General features: G+C 64.5%; 21 protein-coding genes and 1 pseudogene. 17 read left to right on the top strand and 5 right to left on the bottom strand.

What is annotated here, in order from left to right; all coding sequences use genetic code 11:
* Nucleotides 1-4 precede the first annotated feature (4 nt).
* The 6 genes from ribD to purH are packed head-to-tail and all read left to right on the top strand — an operon-like array spanning nt 5 to nt 5,601.
* A complete protein-coding gene (gene ribD / locus HMPREF9153_RS01740) occupies nt 5-1,000 on the top strand; it encodes a bifunctional diaminohydroxyphosphoribosylaminopyrimidine deaminase/5-amino-6-(5-phosphoribosylamino)uracil reductase RibD (protein ID WP_004808925.1) in 996 nt (331 codons plus the stop codon).
* Nucleotides 1,001-1,008: 8 nt separating this feature from the next.
* Nucleotides 1,009-1,608 carry a riboflavin synthase gene (locus tag HMPREF9153_RS01735; RefSeq protein ID WP_004808924.1) on the top strand — a complete coding sequence of 200 codons (600 nt, stop codon included), beginning with the start codon at nt 1,009-1,011 and terminating at the stop codon, nt 1,606-1,608.
* The gene (ribB, locus tag HMPREF9153_RS01730; protein ID WP_004808923.1) at nt 1,602-2,897 is read left to right on the top strand and encodes a 3,4-dihydroxy-2-butanone-4-phosphate synthase; all 1,296 of its coding nucleotides are present in this window, start codon (nt 1,602-1,604) and stop codon (nt 2,895-2,897) included. The genes HMPREF9153_RS01735 and ribB overlap by 7 nt, the downstream gene beginning before the upstream one ends.
* Nucleotides 2,898-2,899: 2 nt before the next feature.
* On the top strand, nt 2,900-3,415 hold the full coding sequence (ribH, locus tag HMPREF9153_RS01725; RefSeq protein ID WP_023031841.1) for a 6,7-dimethyl-8-ribityllumazine synthase: 516 nt from the start codon (nt 2,900-2,902) through the stop codon (nt 3,413-3,415).
* Between the two features lie 9 nt (nt 3,416-3,424).
* Nucleotides 3,425-4,054: a phosphoribosylglycinamide formyltransferase gene (purN, locus tag HMPREF9153_RS01720; protein WP_015582231.1), complete on the top strand. Its 630-nt coding sequence runs from the start codon at nt 3,425-3,427 to the stop codon at nt 4,052-4,054.
* Nucleotides 4,051-5,601 carry a bifunctional phosphoribosylaminoimidazolecarboxamide formyltransferase/IMP cyclohydrolase gene (gene purH / locus HMPREF9153_RS01715; RefSeq protein WP_004808920.1) on the top strand — a complete coding sequence of 517 codons (1,551 nt, stop codon included), beginning with the start codon at nt 4,051-4,053 and terminating at the stop codon, nt 5,599-5,601. The genes purN and purH overlap by 4 nt, the downstream gene beginning before the upstream one ends.
* Nucleotides 5,602-5,729: 128 nt before the next feature.
* On the opposite strand, the gene HMPREF9153_RS12380 is transcribed toward purH, so the two are convergent.
* Nucleotides 5,730-6,050 carry a hypothetical protein gene (locus tag HMPREF9153_RS12380; protein WP_171023534.1) on the bottom strand — a complete coding sequence of 107 codons (321 nt, stop codon included), beginning with the start codon at nt 6,048-6,050 and terminating at the stop codon, nt 5,730-5,732.
* Nucleotides 6,051-6,357: 307 nt separating this feature from the next.
* Nucleotides 6,358-8,799 carry an alkaline phosphatase family protein gene (locus HMPREF9153_RS01705; RefSeq protein WP_004808918.1) on the bottom strand — a complete coding sequence of 814 codons (2,442 nt, stop codon included), beginning with the start codon at nt 8,797-8,799 and terminating at the stop codon, nt 6,358-6,360.
* Between the two features lie 85 nt (nt 8,800-8,884).
* On the opposite strand from HMPREF9153_RS01705, the pseudogene HMPREF9153_RS01700 reads away from it, so the two are divergent.
* The 3 genes and pseudogenes from HMPREF9153_RS01700 to HMPREF9153_RS01690 all read left to right on the top strand — a co-directional run bounded on the left by HMPREF9153_RS01700 (nt 8,885) and on the right by HMPREF9153_RS01690 (nt 11,098).
* A pseudogene (locus HMPREF9153_RS01700) lies at nt 8,885-9,891 on the top strand (hypothetical protein).
* Between the two features lie 14 nt (nt 9,892-9,905).
* Entirely contained in the window at nt 9,906-10,769 is an 864-nt protein-coding gene (locus HMPREF9153_RS01695; RefSeq protein WP_004808916.1) for a bifunctional methylenetetrahydrofolate dehydrogenase/methenyltetrahydrofolate cyclohydrolase, read from the top strand.
* Nucleotides 10,766-11,098 carry a DUF3017 domain-containing protein gene (locus tag HMPREF9153_RS01690; protein ID WP_004808915.1) on the top strand — a complete coding sequence of 111 codons (333 nt, stop codon included), beginning with the start codon at nt 10,766-10,768 and terminating at the stop codon, nt 11,096-11,098. The genes HMPREF9153_RS01695 and HMPREF9153_RS01690 overlap by 4 nt, the downstream gene beginning before the upstream one ends.
* A gap of 95 nt (nt 11,099-11,193) precedes the next feature.
* Here HMPREF9153_RS01690 and HMPREF9153_RS01685 read toward each other — a convergent pair whose 3' ends face one another.
* From HMPREF9153_RS01685 to HMPREF9153_RS01675, 3 genes are all read right to left on the bottom strand, one after another.
* Nucleotides 11,194-12,549 carry an aldehyde dehydrogenase family protein gene (locus HMPREF9153_RS01685; RefSeq protein WP_004808914.1) on the bottom strand — a complete coding sequence of 452 codons (1,356 nt, stop codon included), beginning with the start codon at nt 12,547-12,549 and terminating at the stop codon, nt 11,194-11,196.
* 429 nt (nt 12,550-12,978) lie between these two features.
* Nucleotides 12,979-13,962, bottom strand: coding sequence for a malate dehydrogenase (locus tag HMPREF9153_RS01680; RefSeq protein WP_004808913.1), 984 nt, complete (start codon nt 13,960-13,962; stop codon nt 12,979-12,981).
* A 152-nt stretch (nt 13,963-14,114) separates the two neighbouring features.
* On the bottom strand, nt 14,115-14,966 hold the full coding sequence (locus tag HMPREF9153_RS01675) for a formyltetrahydrofolate deformylase (RefSeq protein ID WP_004808912.1): 852 nt from the start codon (nt 14,964-14,966) through the stop codon (nt 14,115-14,117).
* Nucleotides 14,967-15,173: 207 nt separating this feature from the next.
* Between HMPREF9153_RS01675 and HMPREF9153_RS01670 the strand changes: the two genes are divergently transcribed.
* The 8 genes from HMPREF9153_RS01670 (at nt 15,174) to HMPREF9153_RS01630 (ending at nt 26,955) form a co-directional block, all read left to right on the top strand.
* A complete protein-coding gene (locus HMPREF9153_RS01670) occupies nt 15,174-17,384 on the top strand; it encodes an NADP-dependent isocitrate dehydrogenase (RefSeq protein WP_004808911.1) in 2,211 nt (736 codons plus the stop codon).
* The gene (locus tag HMPREF9153_RS01665) at nt 17,381-18,529 is read left to right on the top strand and encodes a hypothetical protein (RefSeq protein WP_004808910.1); all 1,149 of its coding nucleotides are present in this window, start codon (nt 17,381-17,383) and stop codon (nt 18,527-18,529) included. The genes HMPREF9153_RS01670 and HMPREF9153_RS01665 overlap by 4 nt, the downstream gene beginning before the upstream one ends.
* Before the next feature lie 128 nt (nt 18,530-18,657).
* Nucleotides 18,658-20,064, top strand: coding sequence for a hemolysin family protein (locus HMPREF9153_RS01660; RefSeq protein WP_004808909.1), 1,407 nt, complete (start codon nt 18,658-18,660; stop codon nt 20,062-20,064).
* Nucleotides 20,061-21,299, top strand: a complete 1,239-nt coding sequence (locus HMPREF9153_RS01655; RefSeq protein ID WP_004808908.1) for an aminoglycoside phosphotransferase family protein — start codon at nt 20,061-20,063, stop codon at nt 21,297-21,299. Before HMPREF9153_RS01660 ends, HMPREF9153_RS01655 begins: the two co-directional genes overlap by 4 nt.
* Before the next feature lie 191 nt (nt 21,300-21,490).
* Nucleotides 21,491-22,612 (top strand): BMP family lipoprotein, encoded by a 1,122-nt coding sequence (locus HMPREF9153_RS01645; RefSeq protein ID WP_004808907.1) that lies wholly within the window; start codon nt 21,491-21,493, stop codon nt 22,610-22,612.
* A gap of 139 nt (nt 22,613-22,751) precedes the next feature.
* Nucleotides 22,752-24,341 (top strand): ABC transporter ATP-binding protein, encoded by a 1,590-nt coding sequence (locus tag HMPREF9153_RS01640; RefSeq protein WP_004808906.1) that lies wholly within the window; start codon nt 22,752-22,754, stop codon nt 24,339-24,341.
* The gene (locus tag HMPREF9153_RS01635) at nt 24,338-25,600 is read left to right on the top strand and encodes an ABC transporter permease (protein WP_004808905.1); all 1,263 of its coding nucleotides are present in this window, start codon (nt 24,338-24,340) and stop codon (nt 25,598-25,600) included. The genes HMPREF9153_RS01640 and HMPREF9153_RS01635 overlap by 4 nt, the downstream gene beginning before the upstream one ends.
* Nucleotides 25,597-26,955, top strand: coding sequence for an ABC transporter permease (locus tag HMPREF9153_RS01630; RefSeq protein WP_004808904.1), 1,359 nt, complete (start codon nt 25,597-25,599; stop codon nt 26,953-26,955). Before HMPREF9153_RS01635 ends, HMPREF9153_RS01630 begins: the two co-directional genes overlap by 4 nt.

Below are 26,955 nucleotides of genomic sequence, written 5' to 3'. Positions count from 1 at the left end.
ACAGATGGACCAGCGGTGGGGCGACGCCATGACGCTCGCCCTGAACTTGGCAGCGAACTCGCCATGCCCTGACCCGAATCCGCGTGTCGGCTGCGTCATCGTCGCCGATGGTCAGGTTGTCGGGCAGGGATGGCATCACGGGGCGGGAACCTCACACGCCGAGGTGGAGGCACTGCATCAGGCTGGCGACGCTGCCCGGGGAGCAACTGCCGTCGTCACCCTGGAACCGTGCAATCACACCGGACGCACCGGTCCATGCAGCCATGCCCTGCGCGAGGCCGGGGTTTCCCGCGTCGTCATCGCTCAGTCCGACCCCAACCCGGTGGCAGTTGGGGGAGAACAGTTCCTGCGCACCAACGGGGTCGAAGTCATCACGGGTGTTCTTTCCGAGGCTGCCATGGCTCTCAACGCCGACTGGACGTTCAGCCAGACCCACCGACGCCCCCGGGTGTGCTGGAAGTACGCCGCCACCCTCGACGGACGCAGCGCCGCTCCCGACGGCACAAGTCAGTGGATCACCGGGGAAGAGGCGCGTCACCAAGTGCAGATCGGCCGCTCCCGGTGCGGGGCGATCGTCGTCGGTACCGGAACAGCTCTGGCTGACGATCCTCGACTGACGGTCCGGCTGTCCGAAGCCACCTGTCAGCCGCTGCGCGTCGTGGTGGGGATGAGGGACCTGCCTGCCGGTTGCCATCTCCACGACGATTCCGCCGAGACCTTGCAGATTCGCAGCCACGACCCCGTCGAGGTGCTTGACGTGTTGTGGCATCGCGGCATCCACCGGGTCTGGCTCGAGGGCGGTCCACGCCTGGCCGGAGCATTCCTGGCCGCCGACCTCGTTGACGAGGTCATCGCCCACATCGCACCGACGGTGTTGGGAGACGGTCGGGCAGCCGTCATCGATCCCACCGTCACCACCTTGGCCTTGGCCCACCACTTCGTCATCGACGACGTGTGCCGGCTGGGTCCTGACATCCAAATCCGCGCACACCACGAGTGAGGAGACCCATGTTCACCGGAATCATCGAGGAGATTGGCGAGGTCGTCGCCATCGACAAGGGACAGGAGTCGGCTCGGCTGTCCATCTGCGGACCCGTGGTCTGTTCCGACGCCCGGCTCGGTGCGTCCATCGCCGTCAACGGCACCTGCCTGACGGTCACCGACCTTGACGAGGTGACCTTCGGCTGTGACGTCATGGCCGAGACCCTCAACCGCACTGCCCTGGGGTGGTTGGCCCCGGGGAGCAGGGTCAATCTGGAGCGCCCGGTGGCCGTGGCGGGACGCCTCGGTGGACACATCGTCCAGGGGCATGTCGATGGGGTCACCGAACTCGTCTCCCGTACTCCCGGCGACCACTGGGAGGTCTTCCGATTCAGCCTTCCCACCACGCTGGCCAGGTACGTCGTCGAGAAGGGGTCGATCGCGATCAACGGCACATCCCTGACGGTCTGCGAGGTCAGTTCCGAGTGGTTCGAGGTGAGCCTCATCCCGACCACCCTCACCGGCACGGTCCTCGGTGGTCTCGAACCTGGCGAACCCGTGAACATCGAGGTCGACGTCATCGCGAAATACCTGGAATCCCTCGTGAACAAGGAGAAGTCATGCTGAACACCATCGAGGAGGCGCTGGCCGAGCTGCGCGCCGGACGTCCGGTGCTGGTTGCCGACGACGCCGACCGGGAGAACGAGGGAGACGCCATCCTCGCCGCTGAGCTGGCTGATCCACGCTGGGTCGGATGGATGGTCCGCCACACTTCCGGGTACCTGTGCGCACCCATGACCGACGAGCACGCTGACCAACTCGGTCTGCCCCTCATGTGGCCCGCCAACCAGGACCCGCTGCGAACCCGCTACACCGTCGCCGTCGACGCGGCATCCGGGATAACGACCGGTATCGATGCCGCCCAGCGTGCCCGCACCGCTCGAGTTCTCGCAAGCGCCACCTCGACCTCCGCTGACCTCGTCCGTCCCGGCCACGTCCTGCCGCTACGGGCCCGCGCCGGGGGAGTGCTGGAGAGGCGCGGTCACACCGAGGCCGCCGTCGACCTCGCCCGGCTGGCCGGCTTGGAACCCGTCGGTCTCATTGGTGAACTCGTGGGGGATGACGGTATGTGTCTGCGTACCGACTCCATAGCCGAGCTGGCCCGCACCGAGGACCTGGCCTTCGTCACCATCGATCAACTGGCGCAGTGGCGGCTTTCCCATGATCCGGCTGACACCACTGCGGCACCTCGCGTGACGGCCCTTGCCAGCGCGGAATTGCCGACCCGGCACGGCCAATTCACGATGACCGGTTACCGGGACAACCTCACCGGGGCCGAACACGTCTTGCTCATGTCTGACAAGGGGATCTACGCCGACGACGGTGGCCCAGCCTGGGTGAGGGTGCACTCGGAATGCCTCACCGGCGACGCCCTGGGATCCCTGCGCTGCGATTGCGGGGACCAGCTGGCGGCTGCCCAGGCTCACGTCAACGAGCACGGCGGGGCCATCATCCTGCTTCGTGGCCACGAGGGTCGAGCGACCGGTCTGCTCAACAAGATTGCGGCCTACCGGGCTCAGGATGGTGGGCTCGACACCGTCGACGCCCAGACCCACCTCGGCCTGCCCGTCGACGCTCGCGAGTACGGCGCGGCCGTGGCGATCCTGGCTGATGCCGGTGTTTCTGCCGTCCGCCTGCTCACGAACAACCCTGCCAAGGTGGATGCTCTGCGTGAAGGAGGACTTGAGGTGACGATGTCGCCTCTCGAGATTCCGGCCCGTCCCGAGGACGAGCGGTACCTGCGTACGAAACGCGATCGGATGGGACATCTGCTGGCACTCGACCACGACATGCCCGAGATCACCACGCCCGACCTGAACCATCCTGAACCCGCCCGGAGCACCCAAGGAGAATGATCATGAGCTCTCGTACCAATGTGGGACCTGCTGCCCCTGACCTCAGCAACCTCGACGGCAGTGGCCTTCAGGTCGCCGTCGTCGCATCGCAATGGCATGACAAGGTCATGAATGGCCTGCTTGCCGGTGCCCTGCGTGGCCTGGCCGACGCAGGGGTGGACGATCCCGTCGTCGTCAGAGTGCCGGGATCCTTCGAACTCCCGGTGGCCTGTGCCGCCCTCGCCGGCCGCTTCGACGCCCTCGTTGCCCTCGGCGTGGTCATCCGGGGAGGAACCCCGCACTTCGACTACGTCTGCGACGCCGCCACGCGGGGCATCACGGATGTCGCCGTACGCACCAGGACCCCCATCGGATTTGGCGTCCTGACCTGCGATGACGATGCCCAGGCTCTCGACCGCGCGGGGCTGGAAGGATCCCACGAGGACAAGGGACATGAGGCCGCTCAAGCCGCAGTCGCCACCTTCACGGCCCTGTCCGCCGTCACAGCCTCGCGCCCCACACAGGCCTTGAGGGCTTAGGGTGGGGGCGTGACCGTTCGTGTTGTCGTGCTCGTCTCGGGCACCGGAACCCTGTTGCAATCCCTCATCGACAACCTGCCCGAAGAGGTGACCATCGTCGCCGTCGGCTCCGACCAGCCTGGCGCCGTCGCCCTGCAACGAGCCGAGAAGGCCGGCATCCCCACCTTTGCCGAGCCCCTCCCCAGGGCCGACGCCGACCAGCGGGTCACCATGAGGGAGGCCTGGGACGCGCGACTGACCGACGACGTCTCCCGGTTCGATCCTGACCTGGTCGTCTGTGCTGGCTTCATGAAGCTGCTCGGGACGACCTTCCTGGATCGTTTCGGGGGCCGCACCATCAATTCCCATCCGGCCTTGCTGCCGTCCTTCCCCGGGATCCACGGTCCCCGCGATGCTCTGGACTACGGAGTCAAGATCACCGGTGCCACCGTCTTCGTAGTCGACGCCGGGGTCGACACCGGTCGGATCCTTGCCCAGCGGGCCGTGCCCGTCCGGGCCGACGACACCGTCGAGTCCCTCCATGAACGTATCAAGGTGGAGGAACGAGAGATGCTCGTCGAAGTCGTCACAGAACTTGCCGGGGCTCGCCCCGGTACGCAAGAACTCGGCACCGAACCGTCCCGGAAGGATCCACAGTGAGTGAACGTCAACCCGTCCGTCGAGCCCTCGTCTCCGTCTATGACAAGTCTGGCCTTGGCCAGTTGGCCAAGGCCCTCATCGACGCCAAGGTCGAGGTCGTCTCGACCGGCTCGACCGCCAAGGAGCTGGCCTCCCACGGGGTGACGGTGACCGAGGTCAGTGAGGTCACCGGATTCTCGGAGTGCCTCGACGGTCGCGTCAAGACCCTCCACCCGAAGATTCACGCCGGCATCCTTGCTGATCGCCGACTGGAGTCCCATCGTGATCAGCTGGCCGAGCTCGACGTCAAACCTTTCGACCTCGTGGTGTGCAACCTCTACCCCTTCTCCGAGACTGTGGCGCGCGGGGGAGATTTCGACGAGTGCATCGAGAAGATCGACATCGGTGGCCCGTCGATGGTCCGCGCGGCCGCCAAGAATCACGCGAGCGTTGCCGTCGTCACCAACCCTGACCAGTACGAGGACCTCGCCCGAGCCCTGTCCGAGGGCGGCTACACCGGCGAGGAGCGTCGCGTCCTGGCAGCCCGAGCATTCGCCCACACCGCTGCCTACGACGTCGCGGTGGCCACCTGGTTCGCCACTCGCAACGGGGTCTCCGGCGAGGGAGTGCCGGCCTTCGTCGGCATGACTGGTGAGCTTATCCATCCGCTGCGCTACGGCGAGAACTCCCACCAAGCTGCTGCGGTCTACCAGAGCCCCGGCGAGCCCGGTCTGGCCGGAGCTCGGCAGCTGCATGGCAAGGCCATGAGCTACAACAACTACGTTGACACCAACTCGGCCCGTCGCGCCGCCTTCGACTTCGAGGAGCCGTGCGTCGCCGTCATCAAGCACTCCAATCCGTGCGGCATCGCCACCGGTTCGGACATTGCCGAGGCCCATCGCAAGGCCCACGCCTGTGACTCGCTGAGCGCCTTCGGCGGCGTCATCGCCACCAACCGCCCAGTCAGTGTCGCGATGGCCGAGCAGGTCGCCGAGATCTTCACCGAGGTTGTCGTCGCTCCCGGATACGATGACGGGGCCGTGGAGATCCTGTCCCGCAAGAAGAACATCCGCCTGCTGGAGGCACCCGCGCCCGAGGTGGCCTGCTGGGAGCTGCGCCAGATCGACGGTGGGCTGCTGGCCATGGAGGCGGACGTCTTCCAGGCCGAGGGTGACGACCCGAGCCAGTGGACCCTCGCGGCTGGTGAGGCCGTCGACGATGCCACCCTGGCCGATCTGCTCTTCGCGTGGAAGGCCTGCCGCTCGGTGAAGTCCAACGCCATCCTCCTGGCCCATGGCGGAGCCTCGGTCGGCGTCGGCATGGGTCAGGTCAACCGCGTCGACTCATGCCGTCTGGCCGTGGAGCGGGCCGGTGATCGCGCCGCCGGATCGGTGGCCGCATCCGACGCCTTCTTCCCCTTTGCCGACGGTCCTCAGGTCCTCATCGATGCCAATGTCAAGGCCATCGTCGAGCCGGGCGGATCGATTCGTGACGACGAGACCATCGAGGCCTGCCGTAAGGCTGGCGTCGCTCTCTACCTCACTGGAACGAGGCACTTCTTCCACTGATCCCGGCTCCTCGAGCTGACCCTTACACCGAGATGTCTGTCTCGGTGTAAGGGTCAGCTCGAGGACCAACGACACGTGAAGGGGCCCGGACCATGATGGTCCGGGCCCCGCGTGGTTCTTCGGGAAGGTCAGTCGAGCTCAGCGATGTAATCCCACAGGGCGACGACGCGCTTGCCGTCAGGTGCCCAGCGAACCATGCCCTCGCCCGAGGAGGCAATGGCGTGGATCTTGAAGGTCACCTTCTGTCCCTTGTCGATCTTGGTGGGAATCGTCGATCCCTTGACCGGCTGTGCCCAGTGGTACTCACCGGCTTCGTCCTGGACGTTGAACTGCTTGACCGACAGCGGAACCGTCCCGGTCGCCTCGGAGACCGTCACCGTCCACGTGAGGTCTGCTTCCTCCGCGCCAACCTTCGTTCCAGGCGGGGCAGTGGGACCGTTGACGTTCATGACCACCGAGTTGCCACGGTCAAGGTTCACCTTGACCTCGACTCCCTGATAGGAGAGGGCCGGCTTCTGGACGGTTCCGACGACGGTTCCCGGGACGCTCTGCGAGGGCAACCAGGAAGGCATGGACTGGGTAGCCAGCTGCTCGGCGGGGCTGCCAGCCTCGGCCGAGGTCGACGGCGCGGGCGAAGCAGCGTCGTGACCAGACGCCGAGCATCCCGAGATCAGGACGACACCTGAGCACAGACCGACGACGACAGCCCTGCGAAGGTCCGTGGCGATTGCGTGACGATTACTCATTCCCGACCTCTCAGCGTCGTTTGCGGCGGATGGCCCAGGCGGAGACGGCGGCACCGACAACGACCAGACCGGCAATTGCGGACTCCGTGGCAGCCGGGTCGGAAACCTCGCCATTACCGGTGCGCGGCAGGCTGGGGCGCGAACCGTTGCCGTCGTCACCAGGAGCAGCGCCGGGGGCAGTGCTCCTGGTGGCGGTGGCAGTCGGGGCAGCGGACGGGGTCGTGGATGCACTGGCCGAGGCGGACGGGTTCGGCTCAGTCGGCAGGTTGTTGAAGACGTCCTTGCCGAAGGTCCCCAGACCAGCCTGAGCAGCGAAACCGAGGTGGCCGTCTCCATCGAGACCGGTGGAGACAGTGCCAGCCTCGAGCTCGCGGGTGTCATTGCCCTTGGAGACCTCGAAGAGATCCTCCATGGTGCGCAGCCATGAGAAGTGGTTGTAGTAGGTGTTCGAGACGGTTCCCGGCTTGATGTACGGGGAGATGAGCACTGAACCGGTGGCGCCGCCGCCAGGGGTGGCGTCCTGGGCGTTGAAGGTGGCCAGCGGGGACTCGTCGTCAGCCAGATGGCCGGGGACACCAGTTGCCGACAAGGTCACCGAGGTGACGTCGGTGGTGGTCTTCAGAGGCTTGTCGTTGGCATCGACGATGACGAAGGAGGAGTTCGTCACACCATCCTTGGGATCGGCGACCATGTTCGGGCCCTGGTTGGCGACCTTGCCGACGTGGGCACCGTCGGGGATGCCCTCGCCGGTGACCTTGCGACCCAGATCGGTGACGGTGACCTTGCCGGTCAGCTTGGAGGTGCCAGCAGTGTTGCTGACGTCAATCGTCTTGGCCTTGGAGTAGCCCCAGCCGGCACCGGTGTTCTTGGCGCCGTGCACGCAGTTGGACTTGTCGGCGTTCACCAGATCGGTGTCCTGCTCACAGGACGGCGGGCGGGTGATGTAACCGTTGTCACCCGGTCCCGGGAACAACTGGTTGCCGTGCTCGTCGGTCTCGAGGGTCGAGTTCGGGCCGGTCGGCTCCCAGTCGACGTTCTCACCGTTGATGTTCTGTCCGGCGAGGTCGGCCTTGACGTAGTTCTTCGACATCTTGGACGGCTTCGGGAAGGTGTTGGCATCGTACTTCTTGTACCCCTCCGCGAGATCCTTGATGGTCTGCGGGGAGTAGTTGTACAGCTCCTCCTTGCGAGCGGCCTTCGCGACGTCGGTGTCATCGGTGGCGTTGTTGAACGACATGTTCGTGAAGGGTGGGTTGGCCTCGTCGAAGGTGACGTCGATGAGTCCACCGTCCTTGAAGGCATCCGACTTCTCGATGAGCGGAATGTAGTAGCGCAGCCACAGATCAGCGGCGTAGAGGCCACCGGTGTGGTTCTTCGGCGGGGTGCTCAGCGGCTTGGAGTAGTCCGGCTTGCCGTCGGCGTCGAAGAGACCAGAAAGGTTGTTGCCCTTACAGGTGGCGTCGTGGGCGTCCGAGCAGTTGTTCGGGGTGATCCAGCTGAAGGCCGGCACCTCGTCCGCGGGCTTGGCCAGATCGGCGAGAAGTCCGTTGGACGGGTCGTCGGCGTTGGCAATGTGCTTGGAGTCCGACGGAATGCCACCGTCGGCCGGCCTGGTCAAGGAGTCCTTGCCAGTGCCGTCATTGCCAATGATGGAGTGGAACCACGGGAAGGGGAAGTGTTTGGCGACGTATTGGTCGTCAGGCTGAGCGCCGGTGAAGGAGGTGATGCCCTTGGCCTTGTCCTCCTCGGTCGGCTTCATGGCCTTGGGGTTCTTGTCCGGGGTGTTCTCCAGGGTGCCGGGGGAGCCAGCCAGGCCGTCCTCGCGTCCGGAGTGGTTGCGCAGGTCCTGGGCGTATCCCTTCCACGTGACGCCGGCGGCATCGAACTGGTTGAAGAGGGTGGGGACGTCCTTGGGGTAGGTGCAACCGTTCTTGCCGTCGGCTGCGTTCGGACCGGCCAACGAGAGAACCTGACCGTAGTTGTCGTCGCGCCCGAACTCCTTGCCGGTGTGACGGTCGATGATCGACGCGTTCGAGCCGAAACTGGTGTTGGCGACGTCGCAGTCGGACTGGAGGTCCATCTCGGCGGACTGTCCGGAGACCATCGAGGTGTAGTTGTCCTGCGAGTAGTGGCCGGTGCCGAAGTAGTGGGGGAGCAGAGCGCCCTGCTTCGGCAGCTCCTTCCACAGGTAGGAGTTCTGGTTGAGCCCGGAGAAGGTGGCGTCGTAGGACTTGTTCTCCAGGATGATGAGCCAGACGTGCTTGATCTTGCCGCTGGCAACGTTCGTCGAGGTGATGGTGGTGTGTTTCTTGGCGCTGCTGGATGCGCCAGGTGTGGGCTTGTTGTCGGGCTGGGCATGGCTTGCGATCGGCGCGACGAACCCGAAGGCAGCCATGCCGGCAGCAACTGAGGCGCTCACCAATCGGGTGAGGCGAGAATGCGATGTGTGCATGGCACCGGTCTACCTGCAGGAGTCGGAGGATGAGAGAGTAGCCGGTGAACAGCGAGGGAAGTGCTGGTGAATGTGTGGTGATGACATGCCGGTGACGACGTGGGTGGCACTGGGGCGTCAAGCCTCTGCCGTGGCCGCCAGATGGCTTCGTGACGGTTACTGTCTCGGTGGCGCACCGTTCCGCTGGATTCCTGCGGACACCCTCGTCGTGCCATGGTTCTGCTGTCAGACGATGGTCACTCCGTGGCAATTGGAGGGGTACCGGGTGCGACGGGTGGAGATCGGGGACGATTTCCTGGCCGACGCTGACTCCGTCGCCGCAACCATCGCGTCATGTCGACAACGACGTGAACACCCGGTGGTGCTGAGCTGCGAGACCTTTGGCATCCAGCCCGGTTCGGCCTTGACTGACGTCCTCGAAGAAACCCGACGGAACCGCATTCCCGTGGTCGTCGATCGCACCCACTCCTTCCTGGGGCCATCGTCGTCACCGGCTGACGTCGACGTCGTCAGCATCCGGAAGCTCCTGCCCCTGCCCGAGACGGCGTGGGTCACAGCCGATCACGACCTGTCGGGTCTGGTGGGAGCACGCGATGAGGGGGATGAGCTTCTCACGGCCGCACGACGACAGTTCCTGGCCCGACGGGGACTGGTCACCTTTGAGGCGGCGGAGGACCTGGCTGACGAGCGCTGGGCCCCAGTACCACCCAATGACGACGCACGTCGAGAGTTCGAGGCGTGTGATCTGACTGGGTACGCCCGGCTCGTCGAAAGAACCAGGGACGACGTGGTGGCCGGGCTGTCCAGGACGGGGGCGATCCGCGTGGTCAATCCGGGAGCTTCATGTTCAGTCGTCCTTCAGCATCCGGATGCCGGGGAAATCGCTGACAGATTGCGAGGTGTCGGTGTCGTCGGCCCGTTGCACTGGGATCGCCCGCGTCACCTGGACGTCGAGTGGCCGGACGATCTCGTCAGCCTGCCGCCGGTCATGGACGTGAACACCATTGATCGGGTCATTGACGTTGTCACCGCGGTCGTCGATCGGTGAGGGACCGTGTCTCGTGGAAAGATGGTGGCCTGTTGAGGCCGTGACACAAGGAGGATCCATGACCGCTCAGAAACTCGACGGCAAGGCCACCGCCGCCGCCATCAAGTCCGAGCTTGCCGAAACTGTGGCAGTCCTACGCGACAAGGGAGTTGTCCCGGGGCTGGGAACGGTGCTCGTCGGGGACGATCCGGCGTCGCACCAATACGTTGCCGGCAAGCATCGTGACTGTGCCCAGGTGGGCATTGAGTCGATTCGGGTCGACCTACCGGGAGATGTCACGGCGGAGGATCTTGCTCAGGAGATTCGTGGGCTCAACGCCAATCCGCGCTGCACCGGGTACATCGTCCAGCTGCCGCTGCCTCGCCACATTGACACCAACTGGGCCCTAAACCTCATTGATCCCGACAAGGACGCCGACGGTCTGACCCCCGCCTCCCTGGGGCGTCTGGTACTCAACGAGCCGGCTCCGTTGCCGTGCACCCCGCGTGGGATCGTCGAGCTGTTGACCCGGCACGGGATCGAGCTGCCGGGAGCCAACGTCTGCGTGGTGGGCCGCGGCACGACGGTTGGTCGGCCGCTGGGACTGCTGTTGACCCGGCGTACCGAGAACTGCACCGTCACCCTGTGCCACACCGGTACCCGCAACCTCGCTGACCACACCCGGCAGGCCGACATCATCGTCGGCGCGGCCGGGTCTCCGGGACTCATTGATGCGAGCATGATCCGCGAAGGAGCTGTGCTCGTCGACGTCGGTGTGTCGCGGTCGGCGGAGGGAAAGATCCAGGGAGACTTCGCCCCTGACGTGTGGGAAAAGGCCGCGTGGGTTTCCCCAAACCCGGGCGGAGTCGGTCCGATGACCCGCGCCATGCTGCTGTCCAACGTCATCGACAGGGCTGAGCGGCTCGCTACGGATCCTTCATGAGCCGACAGACGGCTGATGTGCCCACCGGAGGTGCCACCCGACGACCGCGACGCAGTGACCGTCGTGCCGCGTCGAAGGGGCACCTGGAGTCCTGGTGGGCGTTGACCGTGTGTCTGCTGGGGGTCGCCGCGTCCGCAATTGTCATGGGGACGGGGCACTGGAGGCGCGGGGCGGTGGTCTTCGCTGCCTCGGTGCTGCTGGGAGGTGTGCTGAGGGCTGTGTTGCCTGACAACCTCGCCGGACTGTTGGCAGTACGGGCACGGTGGGTGGATTCGGTGCTCCTGCTGGGGCTGGGAGCCCTCATGGTCGTCGTCATCCTGACGAGGTGACAGTTCCGGCAACGCACGTGCCACCAGAAACGCACCTGCGCTGGGAGTAGTGGCGCAGGTGACTGTTGGCTCGATGTGCGTCCAGGACACTCAGCTCAATGTGCGTCCAGGACGCAACGACGCCGACGGGCGAAACTGCGGGCCGACGTCAATCCCTCACCGGTCGGTCCGGCGATGGTGAAGGTGGCGAACCCCTCGCCGTTGATGCCGATTCCGGCGTAGGACGGCCCGTTCTTGACGAAGATCGTCGTCTGGATGCGGCGGGCCATGAGGTCGAGCCGCGACACGTCCTTGGAGTGCATGATCGCGGTGTGGCGGTTGCCGTGCTCCAGTTCCACGGCCAGGTCGATGGCGGCGAGATAATCGGTGGCGGGCACCACCGGGACGACCGGCATGAGCATCTCGACCTGGACGAAGGGGTCCAGCGGGTCGGTGATCATGGTGATGAGTCGGGTGTCCTGCTCGGGCTCGATGCCTGCTGCGCGCAGGATCTTCTGAGCATCCTGGCCCACCCACGTGGTGTTGGGCTTGGTGCCTGAGGGATCGAGCAGCAAGGACCGCAGCTTGACGAGATCCTCGCGATCGCTGATGATCTGGGCGCCATTGGCCTGCAGCGCGGCCATGAACTCTGGCAGCACCGAGGCGACGACGATCATCTCCTTCTCAGCAGTGCACGGCAGGTTGTTGTCGAAGCTGGCCCCCTGGACGATGTCAGCGGCGGCCTTGGCAATATTGGCGGTCTCGTCGACGACGACGGGCGGGTTGCCCGACCCGGCACCGATGGCCTTCTTGCCGCTCGAGAGCACCATATTGACGATCTGCGGCCCACCGGTCGCCACCAACATCGTGATGTCCGGGTGGCTGATGAGCTTCTTGGTGGTCTCCGGGGTCGGGTTCGCGATGAGGGTGATGAGGTTGGCGGGGGCGCCGGCTGCCATCATCGCGCGGTTGAGGACGTCGACCAGCCAGGCACTGAGATGACGGGCCCTCGGGTGGGGGCTGAAGACGACGGTGTTACCTGCCGAGAGCATGCCGATGGTGTTGCAGATGATGGTTTCGGTGGGGTTGGTCGTCGGAGTGATGGCGCCGATGACCCCGTAGGGGCTGTACTCGAGGGTGGTGAGTCCGTCATCACCCTGATGGGCCTCCATGACGAGGTCCTCCACACCAGGAGTGCGAGTCGCAGCGTAGCGGTTCTTGAGCACCTTGTGATGGGCGTTGCCCATCCTGGTCTCCTGGACGGCTGCGCTGGCCATGTACTCCAGGCGGTCCTGCTGGGTCGCGGCCTCACGGACGGCGTCGACGAAGGCGCGGCGCTGGGCCAGGGAGCACTCCGAGAAGGCGACGAAGGCCCTGCGGGCGGCGCCCACTGCAGAATTGACATCGTTGAAGACTCCGGCGAGGTCCTCGACGCTGGGTTCAGTGACGGGACGTTCGGCTGTGATGGTCATGGCTGCTGGCTCCTTCGGGTGTGGAGTCCTGGGGAGATCCGCCTCCTTGCGGTGGACACCAGGACATCTGATGCCTCGACCATAAGAATGGCCAATCTCGTTCGTCCAGAGCTAAACCAAGAACGGGTCCGAGGTGCAGCGGAGGCAAACCTGTGTGTGCACTGATGTGCATTTCAAAGGAAGAATCAGTTGTGGCCTTTGCCACTGTTCTCCGAAGGCGGTAGAACCTCGTCAAATCCTGTTGTAACAGGATGACAAGCATCATTGCGAGCAGTCTCGGTGGTTTGAATCACTGCACGTTCGTGCAGGGGTGTGGTGCATCTCCCCAGACGGACGACAACCTGCTCATAATGCCGAAAAATGGCGTCACAACGCGCAGAACGGGCCCGGAACCGAAGTTCCCGGGCCCGTTCGTCAGTGATCAGTCGATCAGATGAGGCCGAGCTCCTTGACGGCGTCGCGCTCGTCGGAGAGCTCCTTGACGGAGGCGTCGATCTTGGCGCGCGAGAAGTCGTCGATCTCGAGGCCCTGGACGATCTCGACCTTGCCGTCCTTGACGGTCACGGGGAAGGAGGAGATGAGGCCCTCGGGCACTCCGTAGGAGCCGTCGGACGGAATGGCCATGGAGACCCAGTCACCCTCGGGGGTGGAGCCCATCCAGTCGCGCATGCACTCGACGGTGGCGTTGGCAGCTGAAGCAGCCGAGGAGGCGCCACGTGCGTCGATGATGGCAGCGCCGCGCTTGGCGACGGTCGGGATGAACTCGTTCTCGATCCAGGCCTCGTCCACCAGCTCGGTGGCCTTCTGGCCGGCGACCTCGGCGTGGAAGACGTCGGGGTACTGGGTGGAGGAGTGGTTGCCCCAAATGGTCATGTGACGCACGTCGTTGACGGTCTTGCCGGTCTTACGGGCCAGCTGCGTCTTGGCGCGGTTGTGATCCAGACGGGTCAGGGCGGCGAAGTGATCGTTCGGGATGTCGGCCGCGTTGGTGGCGGCGATGAGGGCGTTGGTGTTGGCGGGGTTGCCGGTGACGAGAACGCGAACGTCATCGGCGGCGACCTCGTTCAGGGCCTTGCCCTGGGCTGTGAAGATGGCACCGTTCTTGGTGAGCAGATCGGAACGCTCCATACCGGCCTTACGGGGCATGGCGCCGACGAGGAAGGCGGCGTTGACTCCGTCGAAGATCTTCTTCGGGTCGTCGCCGATCTCGATGTTCACGAGGTTGCCGAAGGCGCAGTCGTCAAGCTCCATGACGACACCCTCGAGGGCCTTGAGGGCCGGGGTGATCTCGAGAAGACGAAGTTCGATGGGAGTGTCCCCGAGCAGTGAACCGGAGGCGATGCGGAACAGCAGGCTGTAGCAAATCTGGCCGGCAGCACCGGTGACGGCAATCTTGACTGGGGTCTGGGTCATGGATCTCTCCTTGAAAGTCCTCGATGACACTTGGCTGTTTCAAAGCCTACTCGTGGCGGCAACGCGAGGTTGGTCGGGGGAGCCATTCGCATCAGGGACAGGTCGCTGTGGTGAGAATTCTCCCGTCGTGCGCCCAGCGGTTGCGCGGGACCTCAGCTGAGGATGACGGTACGCATGCCGTCCAGGAAGGTGCGATGTTCGGCGAAGAGGCGCACGGCCTCGTTGAGGGTCGCCGACTCGGTGTCCTGTCCGACGGCCGTCAGTTGGACGACGGTCTGGGAATGATCGACTCGCTGGACCCGCTGCTCGATGATGGGCCCCTCGTCGAGGTCGACGGTGACGAAATGGGCTGTGGCACCGATGAGTTTGACCCCGCGGGAATGGGCCTGGCGGTAGGGGCTGGCCCCCTTGAAGCCGGGCAGGAACGAGTGGTGGATGTTGATGCATCGGCCCGACAGTTGCTCGCAGAGCTCGGGCGAGAGGATTTGCATGTAGCGGGCCAGGACCACCAACTCGACGTCGAGATCGTCGACGGTGCGCAGTACCTCCTCCTCGAAGGCTGTTTTGGACTCCTTGTCGATCTTCTGCCACCGGAACGGCACCTTGTGGAACTCCGCCAGGTTCGTGAGATCAGGATGGTTGGCCATCACCTGCACGACGTCGATGGGCAGCCGGCCGGTATCTCGGTTGAACAACAGGTGCGACAGACAGTGGGGTGCCTTGGACGCGAGGATGAGGGTGCGGACCGGACGTCCCAGTTCGTCGATGTGGAATGTCGCGTGGTAGCGCTGAGCCAGTTCTGCCACAGCGGATTCCAGGTCAGCTCGGCTGCTCACCGACTCGACCTGCAACCGGATGAAGAAGTTTCCGGTGTCGGCGCTGGTGAATTGCTGACATTCGGTGAGGTTTCCGCCAACCTGAGCGCATGCCCCGGTGACGGCATGGACGAGTCCTGGCTGATCGGGGCTGGTCCAGGTGACGACGAGCTCGTGGGGTTCCGACATGACCGGTACGGTAGTCGGCCCAACCTCAAGGCGAGGGTAGTTTCGAGGAGCGGATTGAGGGGACGACTGCGGCTTTCGGGGTGTTCCGCAATGTTCCATCGCTGCTCGGGCTGTTTTGCCCATTTCCTCCACTATTGTGAAGAACAGTGTCGCACCAGGCCTTCGACGGCCGCATCGCGGCGTTCCCTCGACCACAGGAGTTCGTGCATGCCCACCATCGTCTGGACCAAGATCGACGAGGCCCCCGCCCTCGCGTCGTATTCCTTGCTGCCCATCGTGGAGGGATTCCTCGACGAATCGGGTATCGACATCACGACCTCGGACATCTCCCTGGCCGGGCGAATCCTGGCTCAGTTCCCGGATCGTCTGGCCGAGGGCCAGAAGGTGGCCGACCATCTGGCCGAGCTCGGCGAGCTCACTGGCTCCCCGGACGCCAACATCATCAAGTTGCCGAACATCTCCGCCTCCGTCCCACAGCTCAAGGCCGCGATCGCTGAGCTGCAGTCCCAGGGATACGACCTGCCGAATTTCCCGGACAAGCCCTCCACCGACGAGGAGAAGGAGACAGCAGCCCGCTACGCCGCCGTGCTCGGCTCGGCCGTCAACCCGGTGCTGCGTCAGGGCAACTCTGACCGTCGCGCCCCCGCCGCCGTCAAGGCATATGCCAAGGCCCATCCGCACCGCATGGGCAAGTGGTCCGATCAGGTCAAGGCTCGCGTCGCCCACATGGATCATGGGGACTTCTTCGACCATGAGGAGTCCTTCGTCTCCAAGGGCCAGGACCTCGACATCGTTCTCGTCGGGGCCGACGGCTCCGAGACCACCCTCGCCAGTGGCATCAAGACCCTCGAGGGAGAGGTCGTCGACGCCACCTACATGTCGGTCGATGCCCTCGATGAGTTCTATGCCTCCTCCTTGGCCCTGGCCAAGGAGGAGGACCTGCTGTGGTCGGTCCACCTCAAGGCGACGATGATGAAGGTCTCCGACCCGGTCCTCTTCGGACACGCGGTGCGTACCTTCCTGGTCAACGTCTTCGACAGGTACGGCGATGACCTCGACTCCGTCGGGGTCGACCCGGATCTCGGCCTGGGCGATCTCTACGCCCGTCTGGAGAAGCTCCCGGCCGACCGCGCTACCGAGGTCAGGGCTGCCATTGATTCCGCCTTCCAGGCCCGTCCGGCACTGGCCATGGTCGATTCCGACCACGGCATCACCAACCTGCACGCCGGCAACCTCGTCATCATCGACGCCTCGATGCCGGTCGTCGTCCGCGACTCCGGCTGCATGTGGAATGCCGAGGGTGAGCGTCAGGAGACCCTCGCCTGCATCCCCGACCGCAGCTACGCGACGATGTACGCCGCGATCATGGACGACTGCCGTCAGAACGGCGCCCTCGACCCCGCCACCATGGGCGATGTCCCGAACGTCGGCCTGATGGCCCAGAAGGCCGAGGAGTACGGCTCCCACCCGACCACCTTCACGGTCGTCCACGACGGCCGCGTCGAGGTGCGGTCCGGAGACGAGGTGCTGACGAGCCAGCAGGTCGAGACGGGCGACATCTGGCGCATGAGCCGGGTGCGCGACATCCCGGTGCGCGACTGGGTGCGTCTGGCCGTCGAGCGAGCCCGCATCACCAACACCCCAGCCGTCTTCTGGCTCGACGAGAATCGTGCCCACGATGCCCGGGTCATCGAGAAGGTCAAGGCATACCTGCCCGAGCACGATACCGAGGGTCTGGACATTCGAATCCTTGCCCCGGCCGAGGCGATGAAGTTCACCCTGGAACGCATCCGTCGCGGAGAGGACACCATCTCGGTCACCGGCAACGTGCTGCGTGACTACCTCACGGACCTCTTCCCGATCCTTGAGATCGGCACCAGCGCCAAGATGCTCTCGGTCGTCCCGCTGCTGGCCGGTGGCGGCCTGTTCGAGACCGGTGCTGGCGGTTCGGCTCCCAAGCACGTCGCCCAGTTCGTCGCTGAGGACTACCTGCGCTGGGATTCCCTGGGCGAGTTCTGTGCCCTGGGCGCCTGCCTCGAACATATCGACCAGACCACCGATGGCACCAAGGCCGGAGTTCTCGCCGCCACCCTGGACAAGGCCATCGGTGCCTTTCTCGAGAACGACCGTTCTCCCGCACGCAAACTCGGTCAGATCGACAACCGTGGCTCGCACTACTGGCTGGCCCGATACTGGGCTGGAGAGTTGGCTACTCAGAAGGATGACCCCGAGCTCGCCGACCGGTTCTCCGACGTGGCCACCGAGCTGGCCGCCCGCGAGGCCCAGATCCTTGAAGAGCTCAACGGTGTCCAGGGCAATCCGGTGGACATGGGCGGTTACTATCACCCCGACGAGGAACTCGTGGAGGATGCCATGCGCCCCAGCACCACCCTCAACGCCATCATTGACTCCCTGTGAGCACTGGCCGGACTCCGGCCGTGCCTGACGACGTCGACCGATGTCGGTGGTTCACCACCATCGGCGTCGGTCTTCTCGTGTGGGTGGCCCAACGCCTCGTCCTCGTTGCGGCCCTGGTGCCGGACGGTGAGGTCATTTCGCACCTGACCCGATGGGACGGGAAATGGTACTCGATCATTGCTGCGGGCGGATACCACTGGCCACACACCGTCTTCGGTCACACTGACCTGTGGTCGTCCGATCTCGCCTTCCTGCCAGGCCTGCCAGCACTGGGCCGAGTCGTCATGCTGACGACGGGTCTGTCCGCTCGACCGGCCGTCTTCGTCGCCGGACAGATGGGGTTCTTGCTGGCCGCCGGGGTCATCACCGCCATCGGTCTACGGATCGCAGGGCCGACGGCGGCCGTCATGCTGGTGGTGTGTTGGGGAGCCGCCCCTCGCGCTGTTGTTGAGTCGATGGGGTACACCGAGGGGTGGTTCATCGCTCTCGTCGGGCTGGGATTGCTGGTCATCCTGTCGGAACGGTGGATCCTTGCCGGGGCCTGCGTCGGAGCCGCAGGGCTTTTTCGGGCATCCGTGGCCCCGGTGTGCATCGTCTTCGGACTGGCATGGTTGACGAGCGTGTTCTCCACGGTGCAGCGCGACCAGCGGTGGCGTCGCTTCGTGGGAATGACGCTCAGCCCACTCGGATTGCTGACGTGGTTCCTCATCGTCGCCTGTCGAACTGGCAAGTGGAATGGCTACCTACTGGTCCAGAAGGCCTGGGGGAGCGAGATGGGTACCCCAGCCGATACCTGGACATTCATTCAGGGGAAGCTGTCACAACCGCCATGTGACTGGCGGTATTTTGGTCTCATCGCACTGTCATGGTGTCTGTACCTCCTCCTTGGCCTCGTCACGGCGGTTCGCCAGGAGAATGTCTGGCTGACGGTTTACGTTCTCGTCACCGTGGTCTTCGTGGGGCTCATGCAAGGATTCTTCAATGCGAAGGCTCGGTTTCTCCTGCCCGCGTTTCCGGCATTTCTGCCGGTGGCGAGACTGTTGGCCAGCTGTCCGCGATGGGTCCAGGTGGTTTTCGTCTTTGCTGTGACGGGGATCTCGACGTGGTGGAGCTTGGACGTTCTGAGCGGCAATATTTCGCCCTGACCGCTTCTTCCTTGGAGTTTTGCCACACAGAACCTTTATTCTTGGTCCTATGCACAACGATGACCGGGAGGGCGATAGTCCCGACACCTTCATTCTTGCCTCCATGACGAGAGGAATGGTGAAGGTCCGTGGCTGACGTCCTTGAGAACGCCGCCATCATTCTTCTGTTCATCCTCCTGGGAGGAGTGTTCTCGGCTGCTGAGATGGCGCTGGTGAGCCTCCGCGATTCCCAGGTCAAGCAGTTGGCGGCCACCCGTGGATCACGCGGTCGCTCGATCCAGCAGCTGCAATCAGATCCCAACCGCTTCCTGTCTGCTGTCCAGATTGGCGTCACCCTGTCGGGCTTCCTGGCCTCGGCATTCGGTGGTGCCACACTGGCGAATCAGCTCGCGCCGGTTTTTGAGTCCTGGGGAATGTCGGCCTCCGTTGCCGGCACCGTCGCCCTCGTCATCATCACGATCATCATTTCCTATTTCTCGATCGTGCTGGGGGAGCTGGTAGCCAAGCGGCTGGCCATGCAACGAGCCGAGGGTTTCTCCCTGGTGCTGGGCCCGATGGTCAACGGCATTGCGACCCTGTTCCGCCCGATCATCTGGTTCCTGGGTGTCTCGACCGATTTCGTCGTCAAGATCCTTGGTGGTGACCCCGCAGCTGCCCGCGAGGAGGTCACCGACGAGGAGATCCGCTCGATGGTCGTCTCGTCGGCCACCTTGGGTGACGAGGAGCGTACCATCCTCGACGAGGTCTTTGCCGTGGGGGAGAAGTCCCTGCGTGAGGTCATGGTGCCCCGAACCGAGGTGGACTTCCTGCAGGGGTCGATGAAGGCCGTTCAGGGGGCCCAGGTGGTCCGGGACGGATCCCACTCCCGCTACCCGGTCATCGACGGCTCGGCGGACCGAGTGCTCGGATTCGTCCACGTACGTGACCTGCTCGAGCTCGATCCCCAGCTCCGTAACAGCCGGGTGTCCCAGCTCGTGCGCACCGTCGTCTCCCTGCCCGACACCGTAAAGGTGCTCAAGGCCCTCACGGAGATGCGTCGCACCCATGCCCACCTGGCGATCGTCCTGGACGAGTACGGGGGCACTGCCGGCATCGTCACCCTGGAGGACCTCGTCGAGGAGATCGTCGGCGACATCACTGACGAGTACGACACTGTCGAGCCCTCCGATCTGGCCCACGTCCGACAGCGTGACATCGACGGCCTGACGACCATCGAGGAGTTCGCGGAGAAGGTTGGTCTGGTGCTGCCCGAGGGTCCCTACGACACCGTCGCCGGGTACTTCATGGCTCAGACCGGCCAGGTCCCTGTCAAAGGAGCCCAGGTGGACGTCCACCTCTACCCGGTCGGTTTCGTTGCTGAGGAGGACGATGAGGACGAGGAGCCCGCTCCCAACATCGAGTTGACGGTGACCGAGGTCGATGGGTTGCGTGCCGCATGGCTGAGGATCCGTAGGCTCGACGCGCCGGCGGTGCCGATCGTGACGGCCGGGGCGTCTGCTGCCCCGCGTCCCGAGCGGGAGGCGGCAAGCGCGTGAGACGACCCGCGTGGCTCGGCGGCGCCGGGAAGGACGCCGACGGGGCGGTCCTGCTCACCGGCCCGGAAGCCGGAGAACTGCTGACGGCCGCCGTCGAGCACGCCGGTGGGGTCCTGCTGGAGTGGCGTCTGGACCACGTCGACGCCAATCCCGGGCAATCCACCACCGCGACGTATCAGGCGCGGGTGCAATGGCAGACGGGGAAGCGGCAGGAGCTGTTCGGCATGAGCGCTCGTGCCAACGGCCCAGCGATGACCGATTCGCGCGCCGACATCTACGTCGACGGCTCTCGCGAGGTCGCCGTGTGGCGATACCCCGACGACCCTGACCTGCCCGGGCTGTCGCGAGCCGCCTACCCCGAACAGATGGCGACCATCATGTCGGATCTGGGTTTGGTTGACGGTGGCGTCAGTGCCGATCAGATCAACCTGCGGATGATCGGGTATCGGCCCAGACGTCGCGCGGTGTTGTGTGTCGAAGTCCCCAATCGGCGCTTCTACGTCAAGGTGCTGCGCGACGGCATCTTCCAGGCGACCCTTGCTCGTCACGATCTGCTCACCCGCGCGTCCGTACCGAGCCCGCGCGTGGCAGGGGTCACTGACGACAACTTGTTGTTCCTGACCGAACTGCCAGGGCGTCCTCTCAGCAAGGCCCTTTTCGAGCCTGGGAACCCCTGCACCGCAGAGAGCCTCGTCGGGCTGCTCGATCAACTGCCTCCGCAGGTTTGTGAGTTGCCCCGACGCTCGCCGTGGAGTGAGTCGGTGGATCATTACTGTCGCATGGTTGCTGCCGCCATGCCTGATCAGCAGGACCGCCTCGACCGGATGGCGCGCATCATTTCCCAGGGGCTCTCGGGTCTGCCCCAGGGCAACGAGCCCACCCATGGTGACTTCCACGAAGGCCAGATCCACGTCTGGAATGGTCAGGTGTGCGGCATCCTCGACGTCGACACCATTGGCCCGGGCCGTCGTGCCGACGATCTCGCCTGCTTGGTTGCCCATCTGTCAACGGTGCAGCACATGAATTCCTCGCAGGCTGATCGGATGCGACAGATCCTGGCGGGATGGGTGCCGGTCTTTGACACCCGAGTCGATCCGGTGGAGCTGAGATTGCGCTCTGCGGCGGTCGCGATATCCCTTGCGACTGGGCCGTATCGCAGCCAGGAAGCCAACTGGGGTGCTGAGACGCTGTCGCTCATCGACGCGGCGGAAGCCTTGATCAATCAGGTGGCATGAACCCTCATTCGTCTCATGAATTGGGCGTAGTCACAAGAACCGCCACGGCATCCTGCCACTTCCTGGGCTCAGTTTGACCATAGTGGTGTCGATTCCGCCACGAAAGGGTTACAGTTTGATGGCCCGGCCGGTGAAACTTGCCACACGGGCTTCCCATTCATTGGATCATCGTCTGCTCCAGGAGGCAGTCCGTGAAGAAGTCACACCTCGCCATTCCCGCTGTTTTTGCAGCCGCAGCCCTGTCGCTGTCGGCATGTGCACAGGCTCCGGATGCGTCCTCGGGCTCCTCGTCGAGCTCCACCGGCACCTCGTCCGCCGCCAAGGACAACTCGAACTCCGGTGAGTTCAAGGCCTGCATGGTCTCGGACTCCGCTGGCTTCAACGACAAGTCTTTCAACGAGACCTCTCTGCAGGGCCTCAACAAGGCCGCCAGCGACCTCGGCGTCAAGACTGCCAAGGTCGAGTCGAAGGACGACAAGGACTACGCGACCAACTTGCAGTCCATGGTCGACGCCAAGTGCTCGATCGTCGTCTCCGTCGGCTTCCTGCTCGAGAAGCCCACCATGGCCGCTGCCAAGGCGAACCCGAACGTCAAGTTCGCCATCGTCGACGACAACCCGGAGGGTGCCCCGTCGAACCTCAAGCCGCTGATCTTCAACACCGCGCAGTCCTCCTTCGAGGCCGGCTACCTGGCTGCCTCGCTGACCAAGACCGGTAAGGTCGCCACCTTCGGCGGCATGAAGATCCCGACCGTGACCATCTTCATGGACGGCTTCGCCCAGGGCGTTGACTACTACAACAAGCAGAAGAACAAGTCGGTGCAGGTCATCGGCTGGAACGCCGAGAAGCAGGACGGCCAGTTCGTCCCGCAGCCCAACCCGTTCCAGAACGTCTCCGGTGGTAAGACGACTGCCCAGGCCCTCCTCAATCAGGGCGCGGACATCATCCTCCCGGTCGCCGGTAATGCCGGCAACGGCGCTCTCCAGGCCGTGAAGTCCTCCGGCGGCAAGGCCAATGCCATCTGGGTTGACGGCGACGGTTGCAAGACCCAGCCTTCGTACTGCCCGAACATCATCACCTCGGTCTACAAGGGCATGGATGTCGCCGTCTTCGACGCCATCAAGGCTGCCAAGGACGGAAACTTCGACAACAAGCCGTACATCGGCTCCCTCGAGGATGACGGCACCGGCCTGTCTCCGTTCCACATGTTCGACTCCAAGGTCCCCGCTGACGTCAAGGACGAGCTGAAGACGATCAAGGCCGACATCACCTCCGGCAAGATCAAGATCACCTCGAAGGCTCAGCCCAAGTGAGCGTGAAGCGTGAACTCGGTTTGCGCAGCTGCTGAGCTGCCAGCCACGTGAGCCGACGACGCGCCGATCTCCCCGGGAGGTCGGCGCGTCGTCGTCGGTTCACACGACATCAGGGAACAGACGTGGAAGGATCTGCCCCGTGACAACGAACACCACCGCTGCCCCACCCGGCGACCGCGCTCCAGTCAAGGAAGGACTGAGTCTGCGCGGAGTCACGAAGAGATTCGGGACGCTTACGGCCAACGACCACATCGACCTCGACATCGTCCCCGGGCGCATCCATTGCCTGCTCGGTGAGAACGGTGCCGGCAAGTCGACCCTCATGAACATCCTGTACGGGCTGCTGCCCTCGGACGAGGGATCGGTCTACATCGATGGTGTGGAGCAGCACTTCGACAATCCCAAGCAGGCCATGGCGGCCGGTATCGGGATGGTCCACCAGCACTTCATGCTCGTCAACGTGTTCACGGTGGCCGAGAACATCGTGCTCGGACGAGAGGAATCGACTGCCGGTGTGCTGTCGATGGGACGAGCTCGCGCGAAGGTGCGCGAGCTGTCTGATCGCTATCACTTCGACGTCAACCCGGACTCGGTGATCGAGAACTTGCCGGTCGGCGTCCAGCAGCGCGTCGAGATCCTCAAGTCCCTGGCCAATGACGCCAAGTACCTCATCTTGGACGAGCCCACCGCCGTGCTCACTCCGCAGGAGATCGACGAGCTCATGGCCGTCATGAAGACCCTGCGCGACGAGGGTCGAGCCATCGTCTTCATCACCCACAAGCTGCGCGAGGTCCGTGCCATTGCTGACGACATCACGGTGGTTCGTCGCGGCAAGATCGTCGGCGAGGCCTCTGCCGATCAGTCCGAGGCCGAGCTCGCTGAGATGATGGTGGGTCGAGCCGTCAAGCTGGTCGTCGACAAGGACGAGGCCAAGCCGACCGGGCCGCGTCTCGAGGTCGAGAACCTCACGGTGGCCGATGACCTCGGATCTGTCGTCGTCGACAATGTCTCTCTCACCGTCGAGGGCGGGGAGATCCTTGGCGTCGCCGGTGTGCAGGGCAACGGCCAGACCGAACTTGCGTCGTCCCTGCTCGGTCTCATCAAGCCGACCTCAGGGTCCATCCGCATCGACGGCAAGGACACCACCGGCGCGGCCCCGATCAAGACCATCGGAGCTGGCCTGGGATTCGTGCCCGAGGACCGTCAGCGTGACGGTTTCGTCGGGGAGTTCTCCATCGCGGAGAACCTCATCCTGAACCAGGTGGGTGCCTACTCCAAGCACGGCAACCTTCAGCTCAGGCGTATCGCTGACAACGCCCGCGACCGCGTCGAGGAGTTCGACATCCGTACTCCCTCGGCATCGCTTCCGGTGTCTTCCCTGTCCGGTGGTAACCAGCAGAAGGTCGTCCTGGCTCGCGAGCTGTCGCGTCCGCTGAGTGTGCTCGTGGCATCACAGCCGACCCGTGGTGTGGACGTCGGCGCCATCGAGTTCCTGCACCAGCGGATCGTCGAGGAACGGGACAACGGCACCGCCGTGCTCATCGTTTCCACCGAGCTCGACGAGATCGAGGCGTTGTCGGACCGCATCGCGGTGATGTACCGCGGTCGTATCGTCGGCATCGCCCCGACGGGAACTCCCCGCGACGTCCTCGGTCTCATGATGGCCGGATTCAGTTATGACGAGGCGTGTGACAGCGTCGCCAAGGGGCACAAGGAGGTCTCGGAATGAGTACCGAATCCCCGAAGCCCACCCCGTCGAAGGAGACGACGGCGCCTGCCGCGACCAAGGTGGAGCCTAAGCCGCCTCGCTCCTTCCGGTGGAATGACCTGTGGGTGACGATTGCCGCGTTCGTGCTGGCCTTCATCGTCTCGGCCATCGTCATGGTCGCTGCGGATCCGAAGATCAACAAGGAGTGGAGCTATCTCTTCTCCCGTCCTGACGCCCTGACCGATTCCTGGGCTCAGGTCTCCTCGGCCTATGCCGCCCTGTTCCAGGGAGCCTTCGGGTCCTGGCAGGCCCTCACCGCGACGACGGCCCAGTCCGCGCCGCTCATCTGTGGTGGTCTTGCCATCGGTCTGGGCTTTAAGGCTGGCCTATTTAACATCGGTGGTCAGGGCCAGGCCATTGCCGGAGCGACGCTGGCTGCCTGGGTGGGATTCAACTTCCACTCCCTGCCGCTGCCCATCCACCTGCTGTTCGCCGTGATCGCCGGTTTCGTGGGCGGAGCCATCTGGGGTGCCATCGCCGGCGTCCTCAAGGCCCACGCTGGCGCCAACGAGGTCATCGTGACGATCATGCTCAACTACATCGCCAGTGGTCTGTTGGCGTGGTTGTTGACGACGAAGGCCTTCCAGATGCCTGGTCGTACCGACCCGATCGCCCCGATCGTCGACTGGAACGCCACCTTCCCACGGCTGGCCGGGTCCCAGTTGCACCTGGGATTCTTCCTGGCCCTGCTGCTGGCCGTGGGCACATGGTGGCTGTTGGATCGCACCCATCTGGGCTTCCAGATCCGCGCGGTCGGGGCCAACCCGAATGCCTCGGCCACTGCCGGTATGAACACCAACTCGATCATCGCCTGGACCATGGTCGTCTCCGGTGGTCTGGCAGGTATGGCCGGTGTCGAGGTCGCCCTGGGGCCGATCTCGGGAGCCACCCCGACCCAGCTGTCCATCGGCCTGGTCGGAACCATCGGCTTCGACGCCATCACGGTGGCCCTGCTGGGCCGCTCCAAGCCGTTCGGTATCGTGCTGGCCGGTCTGTTCTGGGGGGCCATGAATCAGGGTGGTCTGCGCATGCAGGCCATGACCCAGACCTCTCTGGACCTCGTCCGAGTGATCCAGGCCGTCATCGTCATGTTCGTGGCAGCGCCGATGCTGGTCAAGACGATCCTGCCCTTCCTCAAGACGCGCAAGGAAAAGCGAGGCAGGAAGCGTGACCGCGGTCCGGTCTCGGCCGACACCACCACGAAGGGGGCCCTGGCATGAGCCCGGCATCGCGTTTTCCTCGTCCCACCACATCCGACATCACCAAGACAGGTGTGGAGCTGCCCCCCGAGGCTAGCGAGAGCCTCGACAAGGAGCTGGAGTTCGAGCGGGTGGAGTCCCGCGAGGGCCGTACCCACCGTCTGTCGACGGGCGTGCTCATCGCCATCATGGCGGTGATCCTGTTCTTCCTGCTGAGCAAGACCTCCGGCAAGGCCCACTTCGCCTTCACGGATGCCCTGGCCGGCAAGGAACTGGGAACCCTGACCGTCTCCGGTTTCCCGATCGTCCTCGTGAGTGCCATCGCGTGTCTGTTGGCATCCGCTGCCTTCTTCATGGGCCGTAGCCGTCACACCCTCACCGTCACCGCCGGTGTGGTGGCCGGTGTCGCGATCATCATCGGATTCCTGAGTTGGGCGGCCGCCGGCCGTGAACTGCCCTTCCAGGTGGCAGGTCAGTTGCAGGGCACCTTGTCGGTGGCCACCCCGCTGGTCCTCGGCGCCCTCTGCGGTGTCATGTGCGAGCGTGCCGGTGTCGTCAATGTTGCCATCGAGGGTCAGATGCTCACTGCAGCCTTCGCTGCAGCCCTGGTCGGATCGATGACCCACTCGGTCTTCGCAGCCATCGTCGCGGCGATCATCGCTTCGGTGCTGACTGCCGCCCTGCTCGCCGTCTTCACCATCAAGTACGTCGTCGACCAGGTCGTCATGGGCGTGGTGGTGAACCTCTTCGCATCCGGCCTAACAGGTTTCCTCTACACTCAGCTGCTCTCGCCCGAGGCCGAGAAGTACAACACCGCGCCGATCATGGAGGCGGTGCCGATTCCGGTGCTGTCCAAGATCCCGTTCTTCGGCCCCATCTTCTTCGACCAGACGATCTTGGTGTACATCGGCTTCCTCTGCATCCCGCTGGTGTGGTTCCTGCTGTGGCGCACCAAATGGGGTCTGCGGGTGCGTTCCGTGGGTGAGCATCCCGAGGCTGCCGACACCGTCGGTATCTCCGTCGCCGGTGTTCGTTGGTCGGCCGTGCTCGTCGGTGGCATCTTCGCCGGTTTGGGCGGTGCCTACTTCACCATCGGTACCGTCGGATCCTTCTCGAAGGACATCACGGTGGGTAATGGCTTCATCGCCCTGGCGGCCCTCATCATGGGCCGCTGGCGTCCGGGCCTGGCTGCCGTCATGGCACTGTTCTTCAGCTTCGTGACACAGCTGTCCACTGAGCTGTCGACGATCAGCGCCCCGATGCCCTCGCAGTTCCTGCTCATCCTGCCGTACATCGCGACGATCGTCGCCGTCGCCGGGCTGGTGGGCAAGGTGAGGTCGCCAGCAGCCGACGGCACCCCGTACATCAAGGAGTGA

This window comes from Cutibacterium avidum ATCC 25577, assembly GCF_000227295.1.
Lineage (GTDB): Bacteria > Actinomycetota > Actinomycetes > Propionibacteriales > Propionibacteriaceae > Cutibacterium > Cutibacterium avidum.
Note: the sequence above shows the minus strand (reverse complement) of the source record. Positions and strands in the feature narration are given on the sequence as shown.

Excerpts from the sequence above, each read along its gene's own strand:
- ribD (WP_004808925.1), top strand. The coding sequence starts at position 5 with ATGGACCAGCGGTGGGGCGACGCCATGACGCTCGCCCTGAACTTGGCA.
- HMPREF9153_RS01735 (WP_004808924.1), top strand. The coding sequence starts at position 1,009 with ATGTTCACCGGAATCATCGAGGAGATTGGCGAGGTCGTCGCCATCGAC.
- HMPREF9153_RS01635 (WP_004808905.1), top strand. The coding sequence starts at position 24,338 with ATGAGTACCGAATCCCCGAAGCCCACCCCGTCGAAGGAGACGACGGCG.
- HMPREF9153_RS01675 (WP_004808912.1), bottom strand. The coding sequence starts at position 14,966 with ATGTCGGAACCCCACGAGCTCGTCGTCACCTGGACCAGCCCCGATCAG.
- HMPREF9153_RS12380 (WP_171023534.1), bottom strand. The coding sequence starts at position 6,050 with ATGAACGTCAACGGTCCCACTGCCCCGCCTGGAACGAAGGTTGGCGCG.
- HMPREF9153_RS01705 (WP_004808918.1), bottom strand. The coding sequence starts at position 8,799 with ATGCACACATCGCATTCTCGCCTCACCCGATTGGTGAGCGCCTCAGTT.
- HMPREF9153_RS01690 (WP_004808915.1), top strand. The coding sequence starts at position 10,766 with ATGAGCCGACAGACGGCTGATGTGCCCACCGGAGGTGCCACCCGACGA.
- HMPREF9153_RS01680 (WP_004808913.1), bottom strand. The coding sequence starts at position 13,962 with ATGACCCAGACCCCAGTCAAGATTGCCGTCACCGGTGCTGCCGGCCAG.
- ribH (WP_023031841.1), top strand. The coding sequence starts at position 2,900 with ATGAGCTCTCGTACCAATGTGGGACCTGCTGCCCCTGACCTCAGCAAC.
- HMPREF9153_RS01630 (WP_004808904.1), top strand. The coding sequence starts at position 25,597 with ATGAGCCCGGCATCGCGTTTTCCTCGTCCCACCACATCCGACATCACC.
- HMPREF9153_RS01695 (WP_004808916.1), top strand. The coding sequence starts at position 9,906 with ATGACCGCTCAGAAACTCGACGGCAAGGCCACCGCCGCCGCCATCAAG.
- HMPREF9153_RS01670 (WP_004808911.1), top strand. The coding sequence starts at position 15,174 with ATGCCCACCATCGTCTGGACCAAGATCGACGAGGCCCCCGCCCTCGCG.
- HMPREF9153_RS01685 (WP_004808914.1), bottom strand. The coding sequence starts at position 12,549 with ATGACCATCACAGCCGAACGTCCCGTCACTGAACCCAGCGTCGAGGAC.
- ribB (WP_004808923.1), top strand. The coding sequence starts at position 1,602 with ATGCTGAACACCATCGAGGAGGCGCTGGCCGAGCTGCGCGCCGGACGT.